Annotated in this window: 22 protein-coding genes; 1 reads left to right on the forward strand and 21 read right to left on the reverse strand. The window is 39.2% G+C overall.

Going from position 1 to position 20652, the window contains the following annotated elements:
* The first annotated feature begins 10 nt into the window (after positions 1-10).
* On the forward strand, positions 11-196 hold the full coding sequence (locus EHS11_RS09685; protein WP_135764181.1) for a hypothetical protein: 186 nt from the start codon (positions 11-13) through the stop codon (positions 194-196).
* On the opposite strand, the gene EHS11_RS09690 is transcribed toward EHS11_RS09685, so the two are convergent.
* The 21 genes from EHS11_RS09690 to EHS11_RS09785 form a co-directional block, all read right to left on the reverse strand.
* Positions 193-1257: a hypothetical protein gene (locus tag EHS11_RS09690; RefSeq protein WP_135764182.1), complete on the reverse strand. Its 1065-nt coding sequence runs from the start codon at positions 1255-1257 to the stop codon at positions 193-195. The two genes, EHS11_RS09685 and EHS11_RS09690, sit on opposite strands and share 4 nt — an antisense overlap.
* A 1-nt stretch (position 1258) precedes the next feature.
* On the reverse strand, positions 1259-2668 hold the full coding sequence (locus EHS11_RS09695) for an MBOAT family O-acyltransferase (RefSeq protein ID WP_135764183.1): 1410 nt from the start codon (positions 2666-2668) through the stop codon (positions 1259-1261).
* Between the two features lie 16 nt (positions 2669-2684).
* Positions 2685-4898 (reverse strand): GAF domain-containing protein, encoded by a 2214-nt coding sequence (locus tag EHS11_RS09700; RefSeq protein ID WP_135764184.1) that lies wholly within the window; start codon positions 4896-4898, stop codon positions 2685-2687.
* A 1-nt stretch (position 4899) separates the two neighbouring features.
* Positions 4900-7089, reverse strand: coding sequence for a hypothetical protein (locus EHS11_RS09705; protein ID WP_135764185.1), 2190 nt, complete (start codon positions 7087-7089; stop codon positions 4900-4902).
* Positions 7090-7098: 9 nt separating this feature from the next.
* A complete protein-coding gene (locus EHS11_RS09710) occupies positions 7099-7395 on the reverse strand; it encodes an SLBB domain-containing protein (RefSeq protein WP_246047744.1) in 297 nt (98 codons plus the stop codon).
* 48 nt (positions 7396-7443) lie between these two features.
* On the reverse strand, positions 7444-7824 hold the full coding sequence (atpC, locus tag EHS11_RS09715; RefSeq protein WP_135764186.1) for an ATP synthase F1 subunit epsilon: 381 nt from the start codon (positions 7822-7824) through the stop codon (positions 7444-7446).
* A 17-nt stretch (positions 7825-7841) separates the two neighbouring features.
* Entirely contained in the window at positions 7842-9248 is a 1407-nt protein-coding gene (gene atpD / locus EHS11_RS09720) for a F0F1 ATP synthase subunit beta (protein ID WP_135764187.1), read from the reverse strand.
* Positions 9249-9269: 21 nt separating this feature from the next.
* On the reverse strand, positions 9270-10139 hold the full coding sequence (atpG, locus tag EHS11_RS09725) for an ATP synthase F1 subunit gamma (protein ID WP_135764188.1): 870 nt from the start codon (positions 10137-10139) through the stop codon (positions 9270-9272).
* A gap of 11 nt (positions 10140-10150) precedes the next feature.
* Positions 10151-11665 (reverse strand): F0F1 ATP synthase subunit alpha, encoded by a 1515-nt coding sequence (gene atpA / locus EHS11_RS09730; RefSeq protein WP_135764189.1) that lies wholly within the window; start codon positions 11663-11665, stop codon positions 10151-10153.
* Positions 11655-12224 (reverse strand): ATP synthase F1 subunit delta, encoded by a 570-nt coding sequence (gene atpH / locus EHS11_RS09735; protein ID WP_135764190.1) that lies wholly within the window; start codon positions 12222-12224, stop codon positions 11655-11657. The genes atpA and atpH overlap by 11 nt, the downstream gene beginning before the upstream one ends.
* The gene (locus EHS11_RS09740; RefSeq protein ID WP_135764191.1) at positions 12221-12745 is read right to left on the reverse strand and encodes a F0F1 ATP synthase subunit B; all 525 of its coding nucleotides are present in this window, start codon (positions 12743-12745) and stop codon (positions 12221-12223) included. The genes atpH and EHS11_RS09740 overlap by 4 nt, the downstream gene beginning before the upstream one ends.
* A 2-nt stretch (positions 12746-12747) precedes the next feature.
* Positions 12748-13038, reverse strand: coding sequence for an ATP synthase F0 subunit C (gene atpE, locus EHS11_RS09745; protein ID WP_109020466.1), 291 nt, complete (start codon positions 13036-13038; stop codon positions 12748-12750).
* A gap of 47 nt (positions 13039-13085) precedes the next feature.
* Entirely contained in the window at positions 13086-14165 is a 1080-nt protein-coding gene (atpB, locus tag EHS11_RS09750; RefSeq protein WP_425460571.1) for a F0F1 ATP synthase subunit A, read from the reverse strand.
* On the reverse strand, positions 14134-14514 hold the full coding sequence (locus EHS11_RS09755) for a hypothetical protein (RefSeq protein ID WP_135764193.1): 381 nt from the start codon (positions 14512-14514) through the stop codon (positions 14134-14136). The genes atpB and EHS11_RS09755 overlap by 32 nt, the downstream gene beginning before the upstream one ends.
* A gap of 436 nt (positions 14515-14950) precedes the next feature.
* Positions 14951-15991: a Fic family protein gene (locus EHS11_RS09760; protein ID WP_135764194.1), complete on the reverse strand. Its 1041-nt coding sequence runs from the start codon at positions 15989-15991 to the stop codon at positions 14951-14953.
* Positions 15992-16300: 309 nt separating this feature from the next.
* Positions 16301-16894: a hypothetical protein gene (locus EHS11_RS09765; RefSeq protein WP_135764195.1), complete on the reverse strand. Its 594-nt coding sequence runs from the start codon at positions 16892-16894 to the stop codon at positions 16301-16303.
* Positions 16894-17058: a hypothetical protein gene (locus EHS11_RS19815; RefSeq protein ID WP_167884406.1), complete on the reverse strand. Its 165-nt coding sequence runs from the start codon at positions 17056-17058 to the stop codon at positions 16894-16896. Before EHS11_RS19815 ends, EHS11_RS09765 begins: the two co-directional genes overlap by 1 nt.
* 264 nt (positions 17059-17322) lie before the next feature.
* Positions 17323-17721, reverse strand: coding sequence for a hypothetical protein (locus tag EHS11_RS09770; RefSeq protein WP_135764196.1), 399 nt, complete (start codon positions 17719-17721; stop codon positions 17323-17325).
* On the reverse strand, positions 17718-18362 hold the full coding sequence (locus EHS11_RS09775; RefSeq protein ID WP_135764197.1) for a hypothetical protein: 645 nt from the start codon (positions 18360-18362) through the stop codon (positions 17718-17720). Before EHS11_RS09775 ends, EHS11_RS09770 begins: the two co-directional genes overlap by 4 nt.
* On the reverse strand, positions 18363-18728 hold the full coding sequence (locus EHS11_RS09780) for a hypothetical protein (protein WP_135764198.1): 366 nt from the start codon (positions 18726-18728) through the stop codon (positions 18363-18365).
* A gap of 705 nt (positions 18729-19433) precedes the next feature.
* Entirely contained in the window at positions 19434-20498 is a 1065-nt protein-coding gene (locus EHS11_RS09785; protein ID WP_425460572.1) for an integrase core domain-containing protein, read from the reverse strand.
* Between the last annotated feature and the right edge of the window lie 154 nt (positions 20499-20652).

A 20652-nucleotide genomic window follows, 5' to 3' on the forward strand; every position in this document is an offset into this window, starting at 1 on the left:
GAGAAAGCTTATGAAAAGCCAAGATGAAAAAAATTTTTGGGGTATACCTTACGGGACTGAAATTAGCACGGAAGCTCTAGTCAAAGATCTCTGGGACCCGACAACTGACGAGATCCTAACTCCTAAAACTTTTCTAGGACTAGGATGGGGAATCAATCTCCATGCGGTGGGGAAAAAGATCGGACTAGTTCGTTAATTTTTTCCCCAGCTAATTAGTATTTGGTGCAACACATCTCTTCCCTTTTCATTGAGGTGTGTCCAATCCTTAAACAAATTCATTTCTTTGAATTTTTCTCTGTTCAACCGGATCCTTTGACATCCTTCCAAATCCTCCAGTTCCCGCTCAAACAAATCTTTTACACCATGTTCTTCCATATCTTTCTCTAAAGAAAAAGAGAAAGGAATATCCAAACATACGATGGAAATATTTGACTGTTTCACTTCATTTATCAACTTGCGAAATATACGAATCGAAGCTTCCCTTTTTTTGGTAAAACCGATCGCACTCCCTCTGGGAAAAATAGAATTTTTATTTATCTCTTGTTTGGTGCCAAAATCCTTCCATACCCAGGATCTACCTAAACTATCCCAATGTTTTTCCAAATATAAAGAATCATTTTTTCTAGTTTTTAAAATTTCCAAACTTGGATTTTTAGAAAGAGAAGAGTTTGTTTCGGGATCAAATTCATAAAACTGGGAATTGGAGGGTAGGATCGAAAAGACAGAAGAAAAATTTCCATTCAAGCCAAAGAATGGGAAAACTTCGATACCCCATTTCCAGACCAAGTCGTAAAAAGAAGAAAAATAAGCCCTTCTTAAATCTTCGTCAACTAACTGGTGTATCCGAAATTCTCCGAAACTATAATATAATTGTTTATGAGCATCCGTTACCGAATTCCGAGTAATAGAGATGGGAGAAATATTCAGATAAATCTTTCGAATCGAAGGATACTGTTTTTTTATTCGGTAGTATTTGTCCAAAATACCTTCGGGTTGTTCACTAGGTCTGGGTTCATAAACAACCCTATCAACATTTACATTTTCGATTTCTGCAATGGTTTCAGGTGTGATCCCGCTGATGATTTGGCTATCACCTAACACTAATATTTTCGGATTTTCATGCCAGGAATTAACTCTTCGATCCAAATACCAATAATAGGAACTGATTTCACAATAAGGAACCAAGAAAAAATAGGTGATATGCATCAAAGCGGATGTAAAAATAAGGATGAGCAGGGATTTGGCGATTTTTTTCATATTAGAACTGAAAATAAAAAAACTCTTGTTTGGCGAATGGAGAGATAAGTGAAAAGGCAATAAAACCGAAAACAAATAAAACTGGAAACAGATAAGGTCTTTCCTTCAATTTCCAATCTGTTTCAACGGTTTTTTCTTTTTCCTGCCAAAAATCAAAAAGGACGATTGGCAGGAAAAAAATAAAAATATAACTCCAGCTAAATGCTTCTTGGGAAAACGATAGTATATTTTTCATACAGACAAGTAAATCCTGAAAATCATCCACCCTGAATAATAAAAGCCCGAAAGCAAAACTAAAAAAAGTCAACGTTCGGCCTAAATATTTTAAAAATCCATTCTGAAATTCAGAGATATTTTTCGGAATCCATCGTTTGAATGTATTGTACAGAACAATGCAAAATCCCAAATAAATTCCCCAAATCAAATAACCGTAAGTTGCCCCGTGCCACAAACCTCCTAGAATCCATACAATCAGTATATTTATATTTTGTCTTAAAAAACCAAATCGATTTCCACCTAACGGGATATAAACGTAATCTCTGAGCCAACTGGAAAGTGAAATATGCCATCTTTGCCAAAACTGAGAAGGGTTCGTTGCAAAAAACGGTCGATGAAAATTATTCATCAACCGAAACCCCATCATATAGGCGAGTCCCCGGGCACAGTTGGAATAACCAGAAAAATCCGCATAAACCTGAAAAGCAAATGCAGGAGCAACGATCCACAACAAACCTTCCGGTAATTGATTGGTATTTGCCAGAGACCCGTCTACAAATTTTGCCAACGGATCGGCAATCAAAGCTTTCTGAAAAATTCCCCAACAAACAAGACTTATGCCATGAAAAAACGAATTTTTTTCTATTTTCCTATCTTTTGCCAACTGAGGAAGAAGAGAATTAGGTCTTTCGATGGGACCTGCAAGCAAGAGCGGAAAAAAAATATCATACACACTGAATTCAACAATACTTCGGGAAGCTTTAATTCTTCCACTTTCCACTTCTACCAAATAACTAATATTATGAAATGTATAGAATGAAATTCCAACCGGCAAAAGAATCTCAGGTCTCCAGATACTAAATCCCTCATTGAATAAATGAATGCCGTCTCCGACTAGTCCCAAAAGAAAAAGTGCATACTTAAACCAGCCAAGTAAAATTAAGTTAAGGGCAACTCCCAGATACAAGGTTCTCTTTTTTCTTTTTAGGTCGCTTTGTTTTTCAATATGAATTCCAAGTAGGTAGTTCACCGAGATGGAGAATAAAAGGAGAATTGTCATCTTCCAATTCCAATAGGAATAGAAGTAGATCCCATATAACAAAAGTAATATGTTTTGTTTTTTTCTATCCAGGAACGAATAGATTATAAAAAAAATAATGAAACTTACTAAAAACGGAATCGAATTAAATAACATAAAAGAGCCAGCCCCTCTATGCTTCTTCGATCATTTCCAGGAATTGATTTTTATCTTTCGTATCCGTCGGATAAGCTAAAGTCAGAATCCGATAGGAAGGTTTGAAGTTCGCATCGAAAAAATCATCCTTTTTGGCAAAAGAAGATTTTATCTTTCGAATCACGATTTCCGATTCTTCTTTGTCCTTCCCATGCAGAACAATGGCAAACTTGCCTTGCCCTACTCGAGTAAAAAAATCGTTTTCGCCGATATGATCAATGATGGTTTTACGCAAAGTATCCGCATAACGCGCAAATTTTCCCGCACCAAATAGGTTGATCATTCTTGGAACATTCTGGATTTTGAATAAAGATACGGTAAACGAAAGATTTAAGTCCTTTGCTTTTTCAATTTCAGAAAGAATTTTCGATTCCAAAGGATTGAAAGGGTTTCTAAATAACGCTTCTTTTTCGGAAAGGATCAGAAGGTTGGCAAATACGGGTGCAGATGTTTCCAACATGGCAACTGCCACGTCGCGGGTGATATCCGTCCATGGTTTTCCTGTCGAATGAACAACGACCATACCAACTAACCAATTCAAGTTGATGATTGGTAAAATGGTAAACTCGGACATTACTCCCAATTCGTCGTTGGTGAATATGGATTTTAGCTCCACATCGTCACGGAAATTTTCCAATTTGTAAACACCGGGAACATTGGAAACCATTCCTACTATATCCGAATCTTTACTAAGCTTGAAGTCCTTTGCTCTTTCCGGTAAAATAAAATTGGACCCGAAAATAACATAATCGGAACGGGTTTCAGAATCTAGGACCAAAAAGGAAAATTGTTTCACTCCCAGTTTTTTCTTGATGCTTTCAATCAAAAGATCATATGCATCGTCCATTTTACGAACGGACGCAAACTCTCTTGCAAACTGGAGGACAGATTCGTTTGTCTCGATGATTTGTTTGGCATTGTCCAATTCCTCGGTTAATTTTTCAAACTGAGCAACCCTGGTAAATACAGATCCGGCTATATCACCGACTATTTTGACAAATTCCAAATCATCAGTGATGTATTCTTCACCATTAATGAGTTTTCCAAGAGATAAAAATCCGTAACACTCCTCTTTATTGCGAAGAGGAACCAAGATTTCAGCGTCTAACTCATTTAAGATGGTAAGTTCTCTTTCGGGCAATCTGGATCTTTTTAAATCCCCTGCATATATTACGGTCTCACTATCCAAAATTCTTTGATAGATATCATCCGAAGAAAATAAAGACCAATTTTCTTTTATATCCAAACCTTGCGCTTCCACAGCATCCCATCTGCTTACTTCGGGGTTTGTTGATGTAAAAATTACTACGGAAGAACATCCGACTTGGCCAATAATACTATAGACCAGGTTTTCGAAATATTCGGAGAACTCATTTGAAGATGCGATTTCTTTTGTAATTTCAAAAACGGCTTGGTAGTTTTCTATTCGTTTTTTGGATGCAAGATGATGCGCCATGGGTGCTGTTCCGAAATCGGATTCATCATCAAATAAAAACTGTTTGTCACTTGATGCCGCATCTTCCTCAGGGGGTTGGATAAGATGTTTGGATGATTCCGTTTGAGCTTCATTTTCCCACTCGTCGAATAAATTGACTTCCGGTAACTCGGCAAGTTCCGGTTTTGAATTGTCCTCCGGTTCAGGAGGTAATTCGAAATCTGGTTCCTCTTCCTCTGAGGAAGGCTCAGGTGTCTTTATCGGTTCGGATTCTTCCGGAAGATCAAAGGATAGGTCTTCTTCCGAAATCTCTTCCGGCAGATCCATAGAAAGATCTTCTTCGTCAGACTCTACATCTAACTCCGGTTCGTATTCCAAAAGGGAATCATCTTCGGCCTCATCCGGTGTTGAAACATTTTCTTCTTCACCGAACAAATCGCCTATATCGGAAGTATCTTCTTTGTGTTCTTCGTTATCATTCCAAAAGTCATTGTCATCCCCATCGGATAACTGGTCAAAGTCGGGAAGATCGCTTAAATCAATTTCTTCTTCCCCGTCGGGAACAGGAAGATCGTCACTGATCTCACTTGCAGGCAGAGAAAGATCATCATCAATCCATTCGGTAGTTTCCTTTGATTTTAAAAAATCTTCCGCTTTTTTAAGTAAGGAAGGTGGTTTTGCAGAAGCTTTGTGACTGGCAGGACCTGGTTTGATCTCGGCAGATTGAACCTTCTCTGCTTTATCTAGAAGTCCCACCTCATAACTCCAATTCTTTCATTAGCTTTTTATAAAGATCAAAATAATCAGACTTAGAGAACTCTTGAATAACTTCATCGGGGAGATTGCCCAAGAGGTTGTCTAAATAACCTAAAACTTTTTTACGTTCGACTATGGAGAGTTCGGAGCCGGCTACTTCGACAGTTTCTTTTGTCTGTTGTGAAACAGACTCGAGAGGAGTGGCTTCCGCTCTTAGTTCTTCTAGAGGAGAAAGTTTCCCCTCCAAAGCGTATTCATCCAGATCAATTTCTATTCCTTTGCTTAAGTCTTCTGCCAAAGTAGGAGGCAAGCCCCCATTAACAGGTGCTATATCTTCATCGGATTCTTCAAAAGAAACTAAGTTCTCCTCTTCATTCAAATCCAAAGGATCGAGTGTGAGCTCGATTTCATGATCGTCTTCGGAGTCGTCATCGTTTGTCAAATCCAAGCTGGGAACATGTTCTTCATCAGGGAGTTCTGCTATATCATCTAAGTTGTCCCCTGGAACTTCTCCCAACAAATCATCGATACTTTCGTTGGATAATGTTTCTACTGCATCTTCTTCACCGGCAGTAATATTTTCCAGTTCTTCCATAGAGAGTGCAATGGATTCGTCTTCAAGATCCTCTTCCAAGAAAACTTCTTCGGTAGTCGGCTCTTCTTCATAAGGAAGCGGAGCTCGATCCAGACTGTCCACCAACTCTTCGTCAGGTGCCTCTTCCGCGTCACCGGCAATGGATTCCAATTCTTCCATAGAGAGTGCAATCGGTCCATCATCATCTTCCAAATCTTCGGAAAGGATATCGTTTTGAGCTTCTTCATATTCGCCTTCCAAGCCGGAACTCGATTCGGAAGTCTCTTCTTCAGAATCCAAATCAAAGCTCATCTCAGGAAGTTCGTCAGATCCTAAATCAATATCAAAGTCAGAATCTTTCGAACTTTCTTCCTCTTCTTCTGATTCTTCATTTCCGAGTATGTTACCAAGTTCATCTGGACTTAAAGTAATGGTTTCGTCTTCCGGCTCATCATCTAAAATATCAAGTGCAGTTTCTTCTTCAGCTTCTTCGCTGATATTATCCAATTCTTCCAAAGAAAGTGTAATCGGACCGTCATCATCCTCGTCTTCCGCAAAATTAGTGCTAGGTTCTTCTTCCGACAAAGAGGATTCTTCTTCCAATTTTTCAGTTTCTTCATCAAACGAAAATTCCTCTTCTCCGAATTCGGGGAGGGATTCAGTCTCTGCAAAATCTTCATCCGAACCTAGAGTTTCTTCAAGACTGGCTTCTCCGTTGGAACCGAGTATATTGCCCAATTCATCATCTGACAATGTTAGATTTTCATCTTCTTTGGCGGAACCGAAGAGTTCTTCTTCTTCGGGATCACGAATCGGTTTAAATCCGCCGGATTCTTCTTCCTCTTCCAGATCAAGCTCCGGGAGACCTTCTTCGTCAAATGTAAGTTTAGTGTCGATTTCGGAATCGTCCAAATCCAAGTCTATATCGGAGAGAGTATCATCTGCTTCTTGTTCGTCGGGAATGGAAGAAATACCTAAATCATCTTCGGCTTCGATTTCGTATTCTTCCTCGGAAATGCCTGCAATATTTTCCAATTCTTCCATGGAAAGTGCGATCGGACCGTCGTCCTCTTCATTTACATTGAAATCCGAACCAAATTCTTCCGTCGCAGTTTCGTTTCTCTGAGAAAGAATTCCGTCTTCTCCGTTCAGAATCGCATCAATTTCCTTATCTAAATCTATAATATCATCATCGAACTCTAATTCCAATTCGTCATCAAGAGAGTCACGTGGAGTTTTATGAGAGGGGGAAGATTCTTCTATATCGTAATTTTCAAAATCGGAATGTATATCTTCGTCGTGAAGAATAGGATCTTCTTCACCTAGTAAATTCAAATCGGAATCCAAATCAATATCCAGAAAATCATCGTCTGAATCATCGGAAGAGGATACGATCAAATCCCCCAAGCCGTCTTCGTCTTCTTCAAGAGGAGTCGCAGCAAGTTGTGCATCATTATGTTCGATATCTTCTAAACTGGGAGGCTCCATTCCTGGAGTAGAATCCAAATCATCATCGCCTAAATCAAAATCATCAAGATCAAGCGAGAAAGTATCCTCATCTAAAATTGGGTCGAGATTTTCTAGATCTTCGTTTTTATTTTTTTCCTGATCCGCCATTCGCTTCGATTACCGTTTTCCCAAATCTATAGCCTGGCCATCGACTAACAATTGTTCCAAGCTATTTTCCTCCAAAGATACATACACATGGGGCAATAATCCCCCTGCTCTTTCAATCAAATCCTTCCCGGTAGCTCCTGACTCCATAGTATAAATTCCCGGGTTTTTCACTGGTCCCGTTATTTTAACATGAATTTCTTCCGGAGAATAGATTCTTTTTTGCAGAGATGGATGTTCCTTCAAGTAAAATGCAAAAGCAAAAACACTTACAAAGAGCGCAGTACTTAGTACAGATTTTCGAATCAAAGGAATAGTCCCCTCTTGTTTATTTTCGGCAACTAGAGGGGAAAAAAATTAACGTTGGTGAAGTAAAATGCGAACTTTTGCTTTCTTTAACCGAATTTCTTTTTCCGGTGAATGAGGTAGCGCTTCGATCTCTTTCAGTATTTCTTCCGCGTGATCGTGAGTGATATCGTCCTCAGAATCACCATCTTCCGTCAAAACCCGAATCTCGTTGTTTTTCACTTCGCAAAATCCACCATCAATGGCAATTCGGAACTCTTTTCCTTCAATTTTCAGGCGCATAAGTCCATGATCCAATTGAGAAACCAAAGGAGCGTGTCCTGGCAAAACCCCAAAATACCCTACCGCACCGGGAAGGATGGCAGATTCCACCTTCCCTTGGTAGAGAATTTTATCAGGAGAAATGATTGTAAGAGATAGGTTTTTTTCCATGGATTGGCCTTAAACCCTTAAGATTTCAACTGTTTTGCAGCTTCCACCACTTCATCAATTGAACCGACCATATAGAACGCTTGTTCCGGAAGACTATCGAATTTGCCTTCAATGATTGCTTTGAAAGAACGAATGGTATCTGCCAATTTCACATACTTTCCAGGGCGACCGGTGAATTGTTCTGCCACATGGAACGGTTGAGACAGGAATTTTTCCAATCTTCGCGCGCGGGCCACAAGAACTTTATCATCTTCGGAAAGTTCATCCATACCTAGGATCGCGATGATATCTTGTAAGTCTTTGTACCTTTGGAGAATTCTTTGCACTTCTCTTGCAGTATCATAGTGCTCATCCCCAAGGATCGCTGAGTTCATGATTCTGGATGTGGAACCGAGCGGATCCACAGCAGGATAAATCCCTTTTTCGGAAATAGCGCGAGAAAGAACCGTTGTTGCATCCAAGTGAGTGAATGCAGTTGCAGGAGCCGGGTCGGTTAAGTCATCGGCAGGAACGTAGATCGCTTGCACGGAAGTAATGGAACCTTTTGTTGTGGAAGTGATTCGTTCTTGTAATCCCCCCATCTCTGTTGCAAGAGTCGGTTGATAACCCACCGCAGAAGGCATACGACCCAAAAGAGCCGAAACTTCGGAACCTGCTTGGGAAAAACGGAAGATATTATCCACGAATAATAGAATGTCAGAACCGGATTGGTCGCGGAAATGTTCCGCCATTGTTAAAGCCGAAAGAGCCACTCGAAGACGAGCACCCGGTGGTTCGTTCATCTGACCGAAACACAATACGGTTTTGTCGATTACTCCGGATTCCTTCATCTCATGCCAAAGGTCGTTTCCTTCCCTTGTTCTTTCCCCCACACCGGCAAACACGGAGAATCCGCCATGTTGTTTTGCGATGTTGTTGATCAACTCTTGAATGAGAACTGTTTTACCAACTCCCGCACCACCGAATAGTCCGGTCTTTCCCCCTTTGATATAAGGAGCAAGTAGATCGATGACTTTGATTCCTGTTTCGAAAATCTCAGTCTTTGGTTTGATTTCTTCGTAGCTGGGAGCATTTCTATGGATCGGTCTTTTTTCGATGTCTTTCGGCATATCGCCCAATTCGTCGATTGTTTCACCTAACACATTAAAAATACGTCCCAGAGTTTTTGTTCCTACGGGAACGGAAATAGGAGATCCGGTATCGGTAACTTCCAAGCCTCTTTTGAGACCGTCAGTGGATTGAAGGGAAATGGCACGAACAGTATTGTCACCGATGTGTTGTTGAACTTCGGCTGTGATTTTCACATCATTACCGTTCACTTTCGTTTTGATTTCAACTGCATTGAAGATTTCAGGAATGTTTCCTGTTTCGAAACTAATGTCTAATACCGAACCGATAATTTGTTTGATTTTGCCTTTATTCATATATTACTCCGAATGATCTGATTAAGAGATCGCTTCCGCGCCTCCGACGATTTCTGATATTTCTTGTGTGATCTTTGCCTGTCTGACACGGTTGTAACCCCGAGTGAGAAGTTTGATCATGTCACCCGCCGCATCTGTTGCAGACTTCATTGCAATTCTTCGTGCAATATGCTCCGATGCTGCCGTTTCTAGAATGATCTTTACAAAAGTAGTTCGAATCACAAGTGGTAAGAGATTTTCTAGAATGGTTTTGGGATCCGGTTCATAAATGATCTCAGGACCGGAAGATGACTTTGTTTGGTTTTCTTGGACCTGCAAAGGAAGCACAGTGATACTCTCCGGCTTTTGGGAAGCTGCGGAATAATAATGTGTAGAAATAATTTCTACCGTATCAATGTCTTCTTTTGCAAAAGCACTCATAAAATAATTTGCGAGTGCATTTGCTTCCGTTGAACCGGCTTTGTCATCAATGTTCGTATAACTGGACTTAAGCGTGATCTTGGCAAACTTAAAATAAGAAATCGCTTTTTTGCCGGCAGCATGAATTTCCACTTCCACACCTTGGGATTTCCATTCTTCAATGCGACCACGAACCAATTTCAAAACATTGGAATTGAATCCGCCGCATAACCCGCGATTGGCCGTAATTGCAAGAATGGCAACTTTACGAATTTTGTCCGGTCTACGAAGGTAAGGGCTTTGGATAACGCCCGCCAATCCCGAAAGCGATTCGACAAGTTCCATCGTAAGTGCAGCATATGGTTTCGCCGCATTTACTTTGTTTGTTGCTTTTTTCGCCTTCGCAGTGGAGACCATCTCCATAGTACGAGTGATCTTTCGGGTGTTTGTGACCGAAGTGATCCTTTTTTTTATCTCACGCGGTGTCGCCAAGATCTTTCCCCTTACTTATTCTTGCTCAAAAAATGTTCAACAATGGCTTTGATCGTTTTCTGTAGAGCCGCTTCGCCTTTCACTTCTTTTGCAGTACGAATCTCTTCCAAAATCTCAGGGTGTTGTTCTCTTATGGTTTGCAAAAGAAATGCTTCAAACTGGCGAATCTTCGCAGTAGGAATCGTATCGGCAAATCCGCGAGTCACGGCAAAGATAGAAATCACTTGCTCTTCCACGGGAGAAGGAGAGTTGTTAGGTTGTTTTAAAATTTCTAAGATTCTATAACCACGATCCAACTGTGCTTGGGTTACCGGATCAAGTTCCGTTCCTAATTGTGCGAAAGCTTCCAAGTCACGAAACTGAGCCAAATCCGACTTCACAGTTCCGGCTACTTTTTTCATCGCTTTGATCTGTGCAGCAGAACCTACGCGGGAAACGGAAATCCCCACGTCTACCGCAGGACGAAGTCCCGATGCGAATAGGTTGGATTGTAAATAAATCTGACCGTCAGTGATGGAAATTACGTTGGTAGGAATGTAAGCGGAAACCTCACCTTCTTGCGTTTCGATGATAGGAAGTGCAGTCATAGACCCGCCTCCGAATTTATCATCTAACTTTGCAGCTCTCTCAAGCAATCGGGAGTGAAGGTAGAATACATCTCCCGGATACGCTTCACGACCCGGAGGGCGTCGAAGCAGAAGGCACATTTGGCGGTACGCCACAGCTTGTTTGGAAAGGTCATCATAAACAACTAGAGTCGCCTTTCCTTCTTCATACATAAAGTATTCTGCCATGGAAGCACCGGAATAAGGTGCGATGAAAAGTAGTGGAGCCGGTTCAGATGCGTTTGCCGTTACAATAATCGTGTAAGAGAGAGCACCTTTTTCACGAAGCATTTCGATAGTAGAAGCAACAGTAGATGCCTTTTGACCGATCGCTACATAAACACAAACTACATCTTTTCCTTTTTGGTTGATAATGGTATCGATTGCGATGGATGTTTTTCCGGTTCCTCTATCTCCAATGATGAGCTCTCTTTGGCCGCGACCGACAGGGATCATGGCATCAATTGCTTTGATACCGGTTTGCATTGGTTCTGCTACTGATTTTCTCATAGCGATTCCGGGAGCAGGAGATTCGACCGGACGGGTTTTTTTAGTACTTAACGGGCCTTTGCCGTCAATTGGTTCACCTAACGGATTTACTACGCGACCCAAAAGCTCGGGGCCAACCGGAACTTCGAGTACTTTACCGACTCGTTTTACCGTAAATCCTTCCTGAATATGGATATAGTCTCCAAAGATAATGACCCCAACCGAATTTTCTTCTAAGTTGAAGGCTTGTCCGCGAACTCCATTTTGGAATTCCAGAAGTTCACCCGACATCACGTTGTTTAATCCGTAAACACGCGCAATACCATCCCCTACTTCGAGAACGGTTCCGACCTCATCTACTTGGAGATCTTTGTTGAAATTTTTAATTTCTTGTTTGAGTACCGATGTTACTTCGTCTGTTTTAATTTTCATACATTGCTCCGACAGGGATTTTCTTTTGGAGGAGTGCCTCTTCGATTCCGTCTAGTTTGAAACGGATGGAGGCATCGATTAAATAGTCGTCTACATAGAGTTTGAATCCGCCAATGAGTGTTGGATCCAAAAACTCCTGCACCCGCAATTGACGTCCGAATTGGGATGTGATTGCTTTTGCGATTCTTTCTTTTTCAGAAGTAGAAAGAGTTTCCTTTGAGTAAATTTTCAAAGATGTGCGGTTGCTAAGAACATCCACACCTTCTTTAAAATCCTCTAATATTGCGGGCAGAAACAAGAATCTATTTTTGCGTATAACTAATGTTATAAAATTGGCAACTATCTCGGACGTTTGTCCTTTGACTGCCTTTGCAGCAGATTTTTCTTTCGTGATCGGGTCTACCAATGGAGAAAGAAAATAGTGCCGAACGGAATCATCGGAAAAAAAAGCGGTGATTATACCTGCTAATTCTTCTTCTGTAGCCTCAAGAGAGTTAGCATCTCTAGCTAACTCAAGAAGGGCTGTGGCATAAACCTTTGAAACCTGGCTTCGACTCATTTTAATTTTTGTTTTTCGAGTTTTGAAATCTCTTTTTCAACGAAAGAAGTATATTCCTCTTTCTTCAGTTGTTTTTCCAATATCTCACTTGCGATGAGAACTGACATTTCAACAATTTGAGTTTGTAATTCAGCAAGAGCTTTTCCTTTTGCAAGATCAATCTCGCGAAGGGCACCATCTTTTAAATTTTTAACTTCTTTATTTGTTTCCTCAACAAGCTTATTTCGAAGCACACCCGCATCGCGTTTTGCTTCTTCGATAATCTTATGAGCTTCGTCAGTTGCCGCATAAAGTTTTTCTTGGTAATCTTTTAGGGACTTTTCTGCTTCTTTGCGGAGTGCCTCAGCTTTGTCGATGTCCCCTTGGATTCCCGAAGAACGCTCTTCAAGTGCATGAAGGATTTTGTCCCAGGCAAATTTTTTGAGAACTATGACTACAATTGAAAAAGTGACCAGGGTCCAGACAACCAGACCCGGATTGACTTTCAGCAGATTGAAGCCGGAAGCCGCAAGGATAGCCAAGACTATTGTCCTTGTTCTACTTTAGGTGCAGATGCACTTGATCCAATGGTCTTGTCGATTGAACCATTGAGCTTAAGAGCGATAAGTAGTGCAATTACGATTGCGAAAAGTGCAGCACCTTCGATCATACCTGCCGCTACGTAAAGCACAAGTTGAATCTTTCCTGCCGCTTCTGGTTGGCGACTAATGCTTTCTGCGACAGAACCACCGATTCTACCGATTCCGATGCCTGCGCCGAGCATTGCTAAGCCAGCTGCGAGTCCTACTGCGATGTATCCTAAACCGAATTCCATGTCTTCGTTTACTCCTGTTTGTTTTAAAATATAAATAAAACCAAAATCTAATGTCTATGCATTACCGTTCCAATGAACACGGTAGTGAGCAAAGAAAATATAAACGCCTGTAAGAAGGCGACCAATAGCTCCAAGAAATAAATCAGAACCGAACTCAATACTGAAATCGGAGCAATGAAATAACTTTGGCTCATAAAGATAAACCCGAGCAGAGCCAAGATCATAACGTGACCTGCGGTCATGTTTGCAAGTAACCTCATAGTGAGTGCAAAGGAACGTGCGATATGAGTCACGATAAATTCCAAAGCCCACATCAAAGGCCAAAGAGGAAGAGGAACCCCTTTGGGAACTGCATGCGCTACGAAGGAAATCCCTTGGTAGGAAAAAGCAGTTCCGTAGATAATGATTAATGTTAAAGAAGCAAGAGATAGAGTCACCCCGATGTCTCCGGTAGGTGTAATACCCGACCAGATCTGTCCGAACGTGTGCAGTGAGTGAGGAGTGTGCCCGTAAGCTCCTACGGAAACCAAAAAGTCGGATGCCGCAACAGTCAATTCCCCTACGGAGGGAATCAGTCCGAATAGGTTACAGAAAAGAATAAAGAAAAACAAACTGAAAATGTAATGATAGTAAGAATGCCCGTGGTGTTCCAAAGAAGAATCGACTACGTTTTCTTTCAGATAAGATACGAATGCTTCCACCCCAGAAGTGAATTTGTTGTACACTTTGTTTGGGTTTTTGGAAATCAAACTCGCCGCAGGGATAAAAACGATAAATAGGAAGAAAGATGCAATCCACATCATCGTTACACGTTTTGTGATGTGCATGTCAAAACCACCGACATAGTGGTAAAGTTTCCCATCATGATCCGCAAATACATCATGTTCTGCCGGATCAAATCCAGATTGTCCTTCGAAAACTTTTTCCCCGCCAAAGTTCAATGGAAAAATGGGTGCATCACCCAAATGGTGTGCCATGACTTCACTGAAGTCAAATTCCTCAGAGTGAGAATCGTGTTCTCCTCCGGATGCCCAAAGACCAGAAAAAGTCAGGAAAAAAAGTAATAGAAATGAGAAAAATGCCCGATACTTAGACTTATTTTTCACTATAATAGCTCGCAAATACAAGAAAAAGTAGGTGTAGGAAATAGGCAATTAAAAATCCGGCTATGGATTCAAAAGGAAACTCTAAAAATGCAAGTGCGGAAATAGTTCCCAGGTTCACAAAAAAAAACAAAACTACAGTAAAAAAGGGAAATCCCTTTTCCCCTAGTCCGGGGGAGACCCTTGGCAAAAAGCGCAATTCCATCGCTGCAATTTGAAGGAAAGAAGAAATCCCCGCTCCCAGATAGAATACTAAATGCAGGTTTTTATCTACCCAAAGGTCAAGCAAAGGAACAGAAACCAAACAACTTAACAAAAGATAGACGAAGTAAAGTAAATGAAATTTTTTAAGATTGATCCGGTATAAGTCCATAAGCTTTAAAATCAGGATACATTCTTTGGCGGAAAGGTCAATTTGAATCGGGTCATTTCTCTTGATTGAACGCAGACAGAAGATTCAAGTGCGAATCCGGTAAATGGGTTCGTTAATGCGAACTTTTAGAAATGGGAATGGAAATTGCAGATTAACAAGTGACAAAACGGATTCTTTGGTTTTACAATTATAAATTTCCTGGTGATAAAGAAATTGATATTTTATGATTTTGTTCAACGCCTCAATCTGACTGTTGGAAAATGTACCATTCTTCTACGCAATGATCTTGTTGATTGCAACGCCACTATGAGGCGTTAGCGTCGGCGCGATTTCTTGCTTAAGCAAGAAACGTGACGGAGGACAATGTGGCTTTGGCCCGAGGAAGCGAATCCCGCAGCATTGCGGTAAGGCGTAGTTATACGAAGTGCCAGTGAAGTCAAAGTTTTTCCCACTTAGCATTTCTACCTCTTCCTAAGCTTCTAACTTTATTTTCGTTTTGTAAATCTTTTAATAATTTCCGGATTAGTTCAACACTTACCCCGGGCAGATTATATTTAATGTCTGCTATACTAAATGGTCCAATTGAATTTCCTATAAAATTAATAATAAGTTCGGATTTATTTCCTCTATTATTAGGAAGATTTTCTAATCTGGTATCCAATTGTTTGTATGATTCTTTGAGAATAAATAAGATATAGTTTACGTAAGGCCAAATATCATTTTTAGCTTCATGCCATTTATTTGAGCTTTGTTCTAGGGTTTCATAATAACGATCTTTATTTTCTTCGATAATCCGCTCTATGCTAATATAGCTACCGATATCATAACCAAGTTTATATAATTGCAATAAGAGGATTAGTCGAGAAACTCTTCCGTTTCCGTCTCGGAATGGATGTATGCATAGAAAATCAAAATTGAATGCTATTAATAGAATTAAAGGAGGGATATACTTTTCTTTAATTTGTTCATTCCATAAATCAATAGCTTTTATTAAGAAAATTTTACTTTCCTTGATTCCTGGTGGTTTGAATCGGATTCTTGATTTTCCATTTGGTAGTATCTCGGTAATATCAATTTGTTTTTCTTTTAGTTGTCCTGCATCCCAGATGTCACCTCTACTTAACTTATGTAATTTTAAAATCGTTTGTAAATTAATATCAATTCTGTCATGAGATTCATGAATCCAACGTAACGCTTGCTGGTATCCTCTGATTTCTTCTTCGTCTCTGTCTTTTAATAATGCACTTCCAAAGATTACAGTTTCAATTCGAGCTTGAGCAACATTTACGCCTTCCATACGATTTGATGAAATAGAACTTTCGATTAGGGCATGTTCTTTCAGATGTTTTAATTTTTGAGGAGATTGTTTGTTATATAGTTCTTGTTTTCCTTTAAATTCATCTAAAGCAGAAAGATACCAAGATGTAGCAAGAGGAATGCTTTTGAGTTCATTTTTTAATTTTTCAAGTGTTTTCATTTTGCTTGGAATATTATCTATATTATTGGACTTTTAATTAATATTCAAGTATTTTACCTATTTAATTACCTAATTTATTGCGTTTACCTATTTTCCGGAATAGTCAAAGTTTCCTGGCATTTCGTATAACGAACTAGCCTTACCGACGTTGGTCGTAGGTGAGCCTTCAGAGAAGGCGTTAGCGTCGGCGCGATTTCTTGCTTAAGCAAGAAACGTGACGGAGGATAATGTGGCTTTAGCCCGAGCAAGGGTGAGTGAAGCGAATCCCGCAGCGTAGCGGTAAGGCGTAGTTAAACGAAGTGTGTGAAGTTAAATTAACGGTTTGAAATAACCTTTGATAGATTTTGGATTTCTTATGCATAACTGAATATGATTTTTGTCATGAAATCCAGCGTTAGGATAGATTTCTTTACCCTCCCTGAAATAACCTCTGACTGAATCAAAAACTGGTAGTTCTAATTCTTTTCTCATTGCATGAAGATTTTCAATAACTGCACAATCGAGGTTTCTAAGCAAAAGATCTTTTTCTAAGTCTATAGATTTGTTTTCAGGAAGTGGATTGCCTGTTGTTTTACTAGATTTTGAAAGCAAATTATAGCTTTCTTTTAGGAGATCAATGGATTCGGATTCTAAAAGATTAAGGCAGTTTCCTAAATCTATTATTGCACCAATGACTGCTGGCTTTTTTATTTTTCCTTTGTTTCTTTTCGGATTCGATTGCAAAAGTTGAGCGTATTCAAGTGCTCTAGAATAATTTCCTTCCCAAAAATAGATTCCGTGTCCAAGCCAGTCATAACTATTTTCGCTTTTTGAAAGAGCCAATTTACCTGAAATTACTGAATTGGCTACTTCTTCATCGCAACCGTGAAAGCCAAAAACTAGACCAGGTACGGAAGAATACACTATTTTTTAAATGCGCTTTTGAGTTGCCCAGACTTGGTATAAATACCAGTTTTTGCTAGATAGGCTTTTGTTGAAACTTTTGAAGCAGTTACTTTTTTTGTAAGTTCTTGCATTTGCTTCAACTGATCCTTTAAATCAGAATTTTTTACTACTTTTCCTGACATAATAACTAGATTCTAAAAGTGGCAAAAAATTGTGTATAGTAATTAATTTGTTTAATTTTAAAATTTTCACACATTTCGTATAACGAACTAGCCTTACCGACGTTGGTCGTAGGTGAGCCTTCAGAGAAGGCGTTAGCGTCGGCGCGATTTCTTGCTTAAGCAAGAAACGTGACGGAGGATAATGTGGCTTTAGCCCGAGCAAGGGTTTGCAGCAAATCCCGCAGCGTAGCGGTAAGGCGTAGTTATACGCTGTGGAAAATTAAGTTATTTTTGTTTGCTTATATTAATCTTATATTCAGGGGAAAATTTGAATTTAACATTTTGGGAGTTGGTCAACTTAAGTTCTATTGAGAGTTCACCAAAAGATTTTATCGGAAATTGATCAACGCCAATGTTTAATGTCAAGTGTCTCATGAGTTTACCTATTGGCAATGTTCCAGACATTGAATGATATTGGCTTCCATCCATTAGGAAATTTAAGTCAAATTTATAATTGTCAGATTGGACATCCATAAATCGAAAGATAAAAAAAAGTTTTAGGTATACTAATTTTTCTTCGCTTGTTGCTTCAACAATAATGTCATCATAAACCCCGATGAATATGTTTTTTCCATTTTTTTCAGTTCTAACATCATCGCAAACGAGAAAGTTAATCAGTTTCATACAGTTTGTAAACCCAATGTAACAGTGGATTCAATATTTTTTGTTTCTCTTCCAAGATCATTTATTGAAATTGTTGCTTCAAATTCATTTGAAGCAAATGTATTTTTAAATTTTAGAATACTTTCCAACTTGCTGAGCAAAACTTCATATTCAATGTCATCAGATATCAAAGATTGGTTTTTTTCAAATTCCAAAAATCCAGCAATTAAAAGATTTTTCAATTTAACTTTTGGATCAAAATTGTAATCAGAAACATCAACTAACCAAGGGAAATTAGATATAATATTAATATAAGACATTGCAACAGCACTTAAATCTTTTTTAGATTTCCATCTTGAAAATGTACGATATGGAATTCTTAAAGCTCGCTCCAAATAAGTATAGCTATAACCATAGGTTTTTATTTCTTCAATTCCTTTTAACGAATTTTCAATATCTAATTCTTTTAAGAATTTTGCCAAATTTTCATTGAAATTATCTTCTCTAATTTCCTCCCCGCAATTTTGGCATTCTAATAATGAAAATTCAAATTCTCGCTTTCCCAAGTTGGTAAAGTTATATTCAATTTTTTCTTTTTTATAATCATTTTTAATTGGAGCACCGCAAGAGGGACACTTCATCTCGATTACTTGAGTGTCCATTTAATAGCCTGCCTTTATAAATGCATTTTTCATTGTATCGCCTTCAAATTTATCGGGTTTGAGTGATTTAATAACAAGTTGTCCATCATTGCTAAAATAGAATGCAATATAACCTTTTCTACTTCCAGTCTGAAAGTTGTAAGCGTCGACTACTGGTTTCGGGTATTCATCCGTTTTATCTAACTCTGTAGTATTAAGCAAAACTAGATTTTCAAAGCCTCCCCGAAGAATAAAATCTGCTACATCTTTTTCAGTCCTTAATCCAAAGGTTGCGGCAGTACCCAGAGCTTTTCTCTGTACTTTAAATTTTCCTTTTCTTAAAGCAGAAAGGACATCTTTCTTGGGATACTTAGGCTCTTTAGTCATTCTTTCGGTTGCTTTTGTATTGTATCAATACATTTTTCTTTAAATCAAGCATTTTTTCCATAGCGCATAACTAGTTGATTGCTACACCAATATGGTTGATTTCGGGTATCGGGATAGGTCTTCCTCAAGTGAGGTCCGGAGACACCCGGTATTTGAAATTGATGTCGTATTTATTTTGTTTTGCGGTCAGTTTGTGATGATAAACCGGAACTTTTTAAATAAAGATTACTTTAAACAAATAGTGAAGTATAAAAAATTTGACTAGTAATAACAACCCCCGCGTCAGTGATCGGAGAGGGACGACCGAAAGGTCGTCGTCCGAAGGACCGAAGCCGAGAGGCGGAGCCTGCGGAAGAGCACGGTCGGGGATTCGATCGAATCTTTTTCATCTAACAGATCCGAGGCGCCCCACAAATATAGATAAAACCCCGGATCGAAAGAGATATTATAAGTTTGCGATTATCAGAGAATTCGTTGAGTCTCGTAAAAACTATAATAGCGGACAAAATGTTCGCTAAACTGGAGGAACTTTGGGTTTATGGAATGGTTTTGGAGAAAAATATCAAAGTTCGACCGATTAGTTCGTATTATTTCCAGGAATCTTTGGCGCAAATAGGTTTTTAAAAAATCAAATAAGCATTGCTTATCCTTCCCCTTAAAGGCTTAAGTTTCATAGAACCAAACAGCAGTAAGTCTGGTTTTGGATTAAGCTGCTTTTTTCCAGGAATAGGTATGATAGAGTCCACCTAATACTGGATGTGAATGCAGTTTATAATCTCCATCTCTAGGTTTGTGTTGAATGGGAGAAGATACAGGAGTGTCTTTCTGCAAAGCAAGATGAGTTCTGTTGTGATTATAAAACCGTATGAACTCTTCCAGCTTGACCTGCAGATGATATTCATTCAATGGAATAAAATAATCCAAAAATTCTTCCTTACAGGTTTTAACAAATCTTTCTGCATATCCGTTTTGCCAGGGGCAACGAACGGCTGTTTTTTTATGTTTGATTCCTAACCTTTCCAGATACTTGGAGAATCTTTTTCCGAATAACGTATCATTATCCGTCAGAACATAAGAAGTATTCTTCGGATCTTTTTTTCTAAGTGCTACTTTGATAACTTTTCTGACCCATCTGGTGGACGTTTTGGCTGTTATGTCAAAATGAAGGATTTGCCTTGTTTCCAAATCCATAAAAAATATGACTTTATACATTTCTAGAAAGTTATACGAGAAAACTGTAAATAGATCGGAGACAATCATGGAACCTGCATGAAGGGCGTAGAAGTTTTTCCAGGCAAGCCTTTTCCTGGGATTTGGTGATCTCCGAAGAGTTTTGATATATTTGGAAACTGATTTTTCCGAGATCAGAAATCCTAGTTTAACGATTGTTCCATGGATTTTGGTAGCACCCCAGAGAGGGTTTTGTTTTGTAACTTTGCGAACAAGTTTGATCAGATCCCATCGAATGATGGGTCTTCCTAACTTTTTAGAGGAAGAAACGAGATTCCAAAAGTTTTCGAATTTTCTTTTTCTCCAGGAAAGTAGAGTATTCGGAGTGACCAAGATTAAAGAAGATTTCCAATCGGAATGCAAATAGGAAAGTAAAACCAGCTTCGATCGTTCCCAGGGGGATGTGTGGAAGGCTTTATTTTTTCTTTTGTAGGCAGCAAGTTGGGTTCGAAGGAAGATATTTTCCAGTAGAATGGCTGTATGAGAAAATTGCAGAAAGAGGTATAAGACCGGAGTGAATAAGAAGAGAGAAAAAATTATAACCACTTGGAAAGGTACGGCGTGTTTTGCGTTTTAATAAAGATAAAATAAATTAGATTGCCAGGAATCAACAGAACATAAATTTTTAGAAACGAGCTTTCTTCCTTGAACACCAAAACAATCTCCAACAACAAATACAAAGCCCTCGCCCGGA

Source organism: Leptospira ilyithenensis, from assembly GCF_004771005.1.
Lineage (GTDB): Bacteria > Spirochaetota > Leptospiria > Leptospirales > Leptospiraceae > Leptospira_A > Leptospira_A ilyithenensis.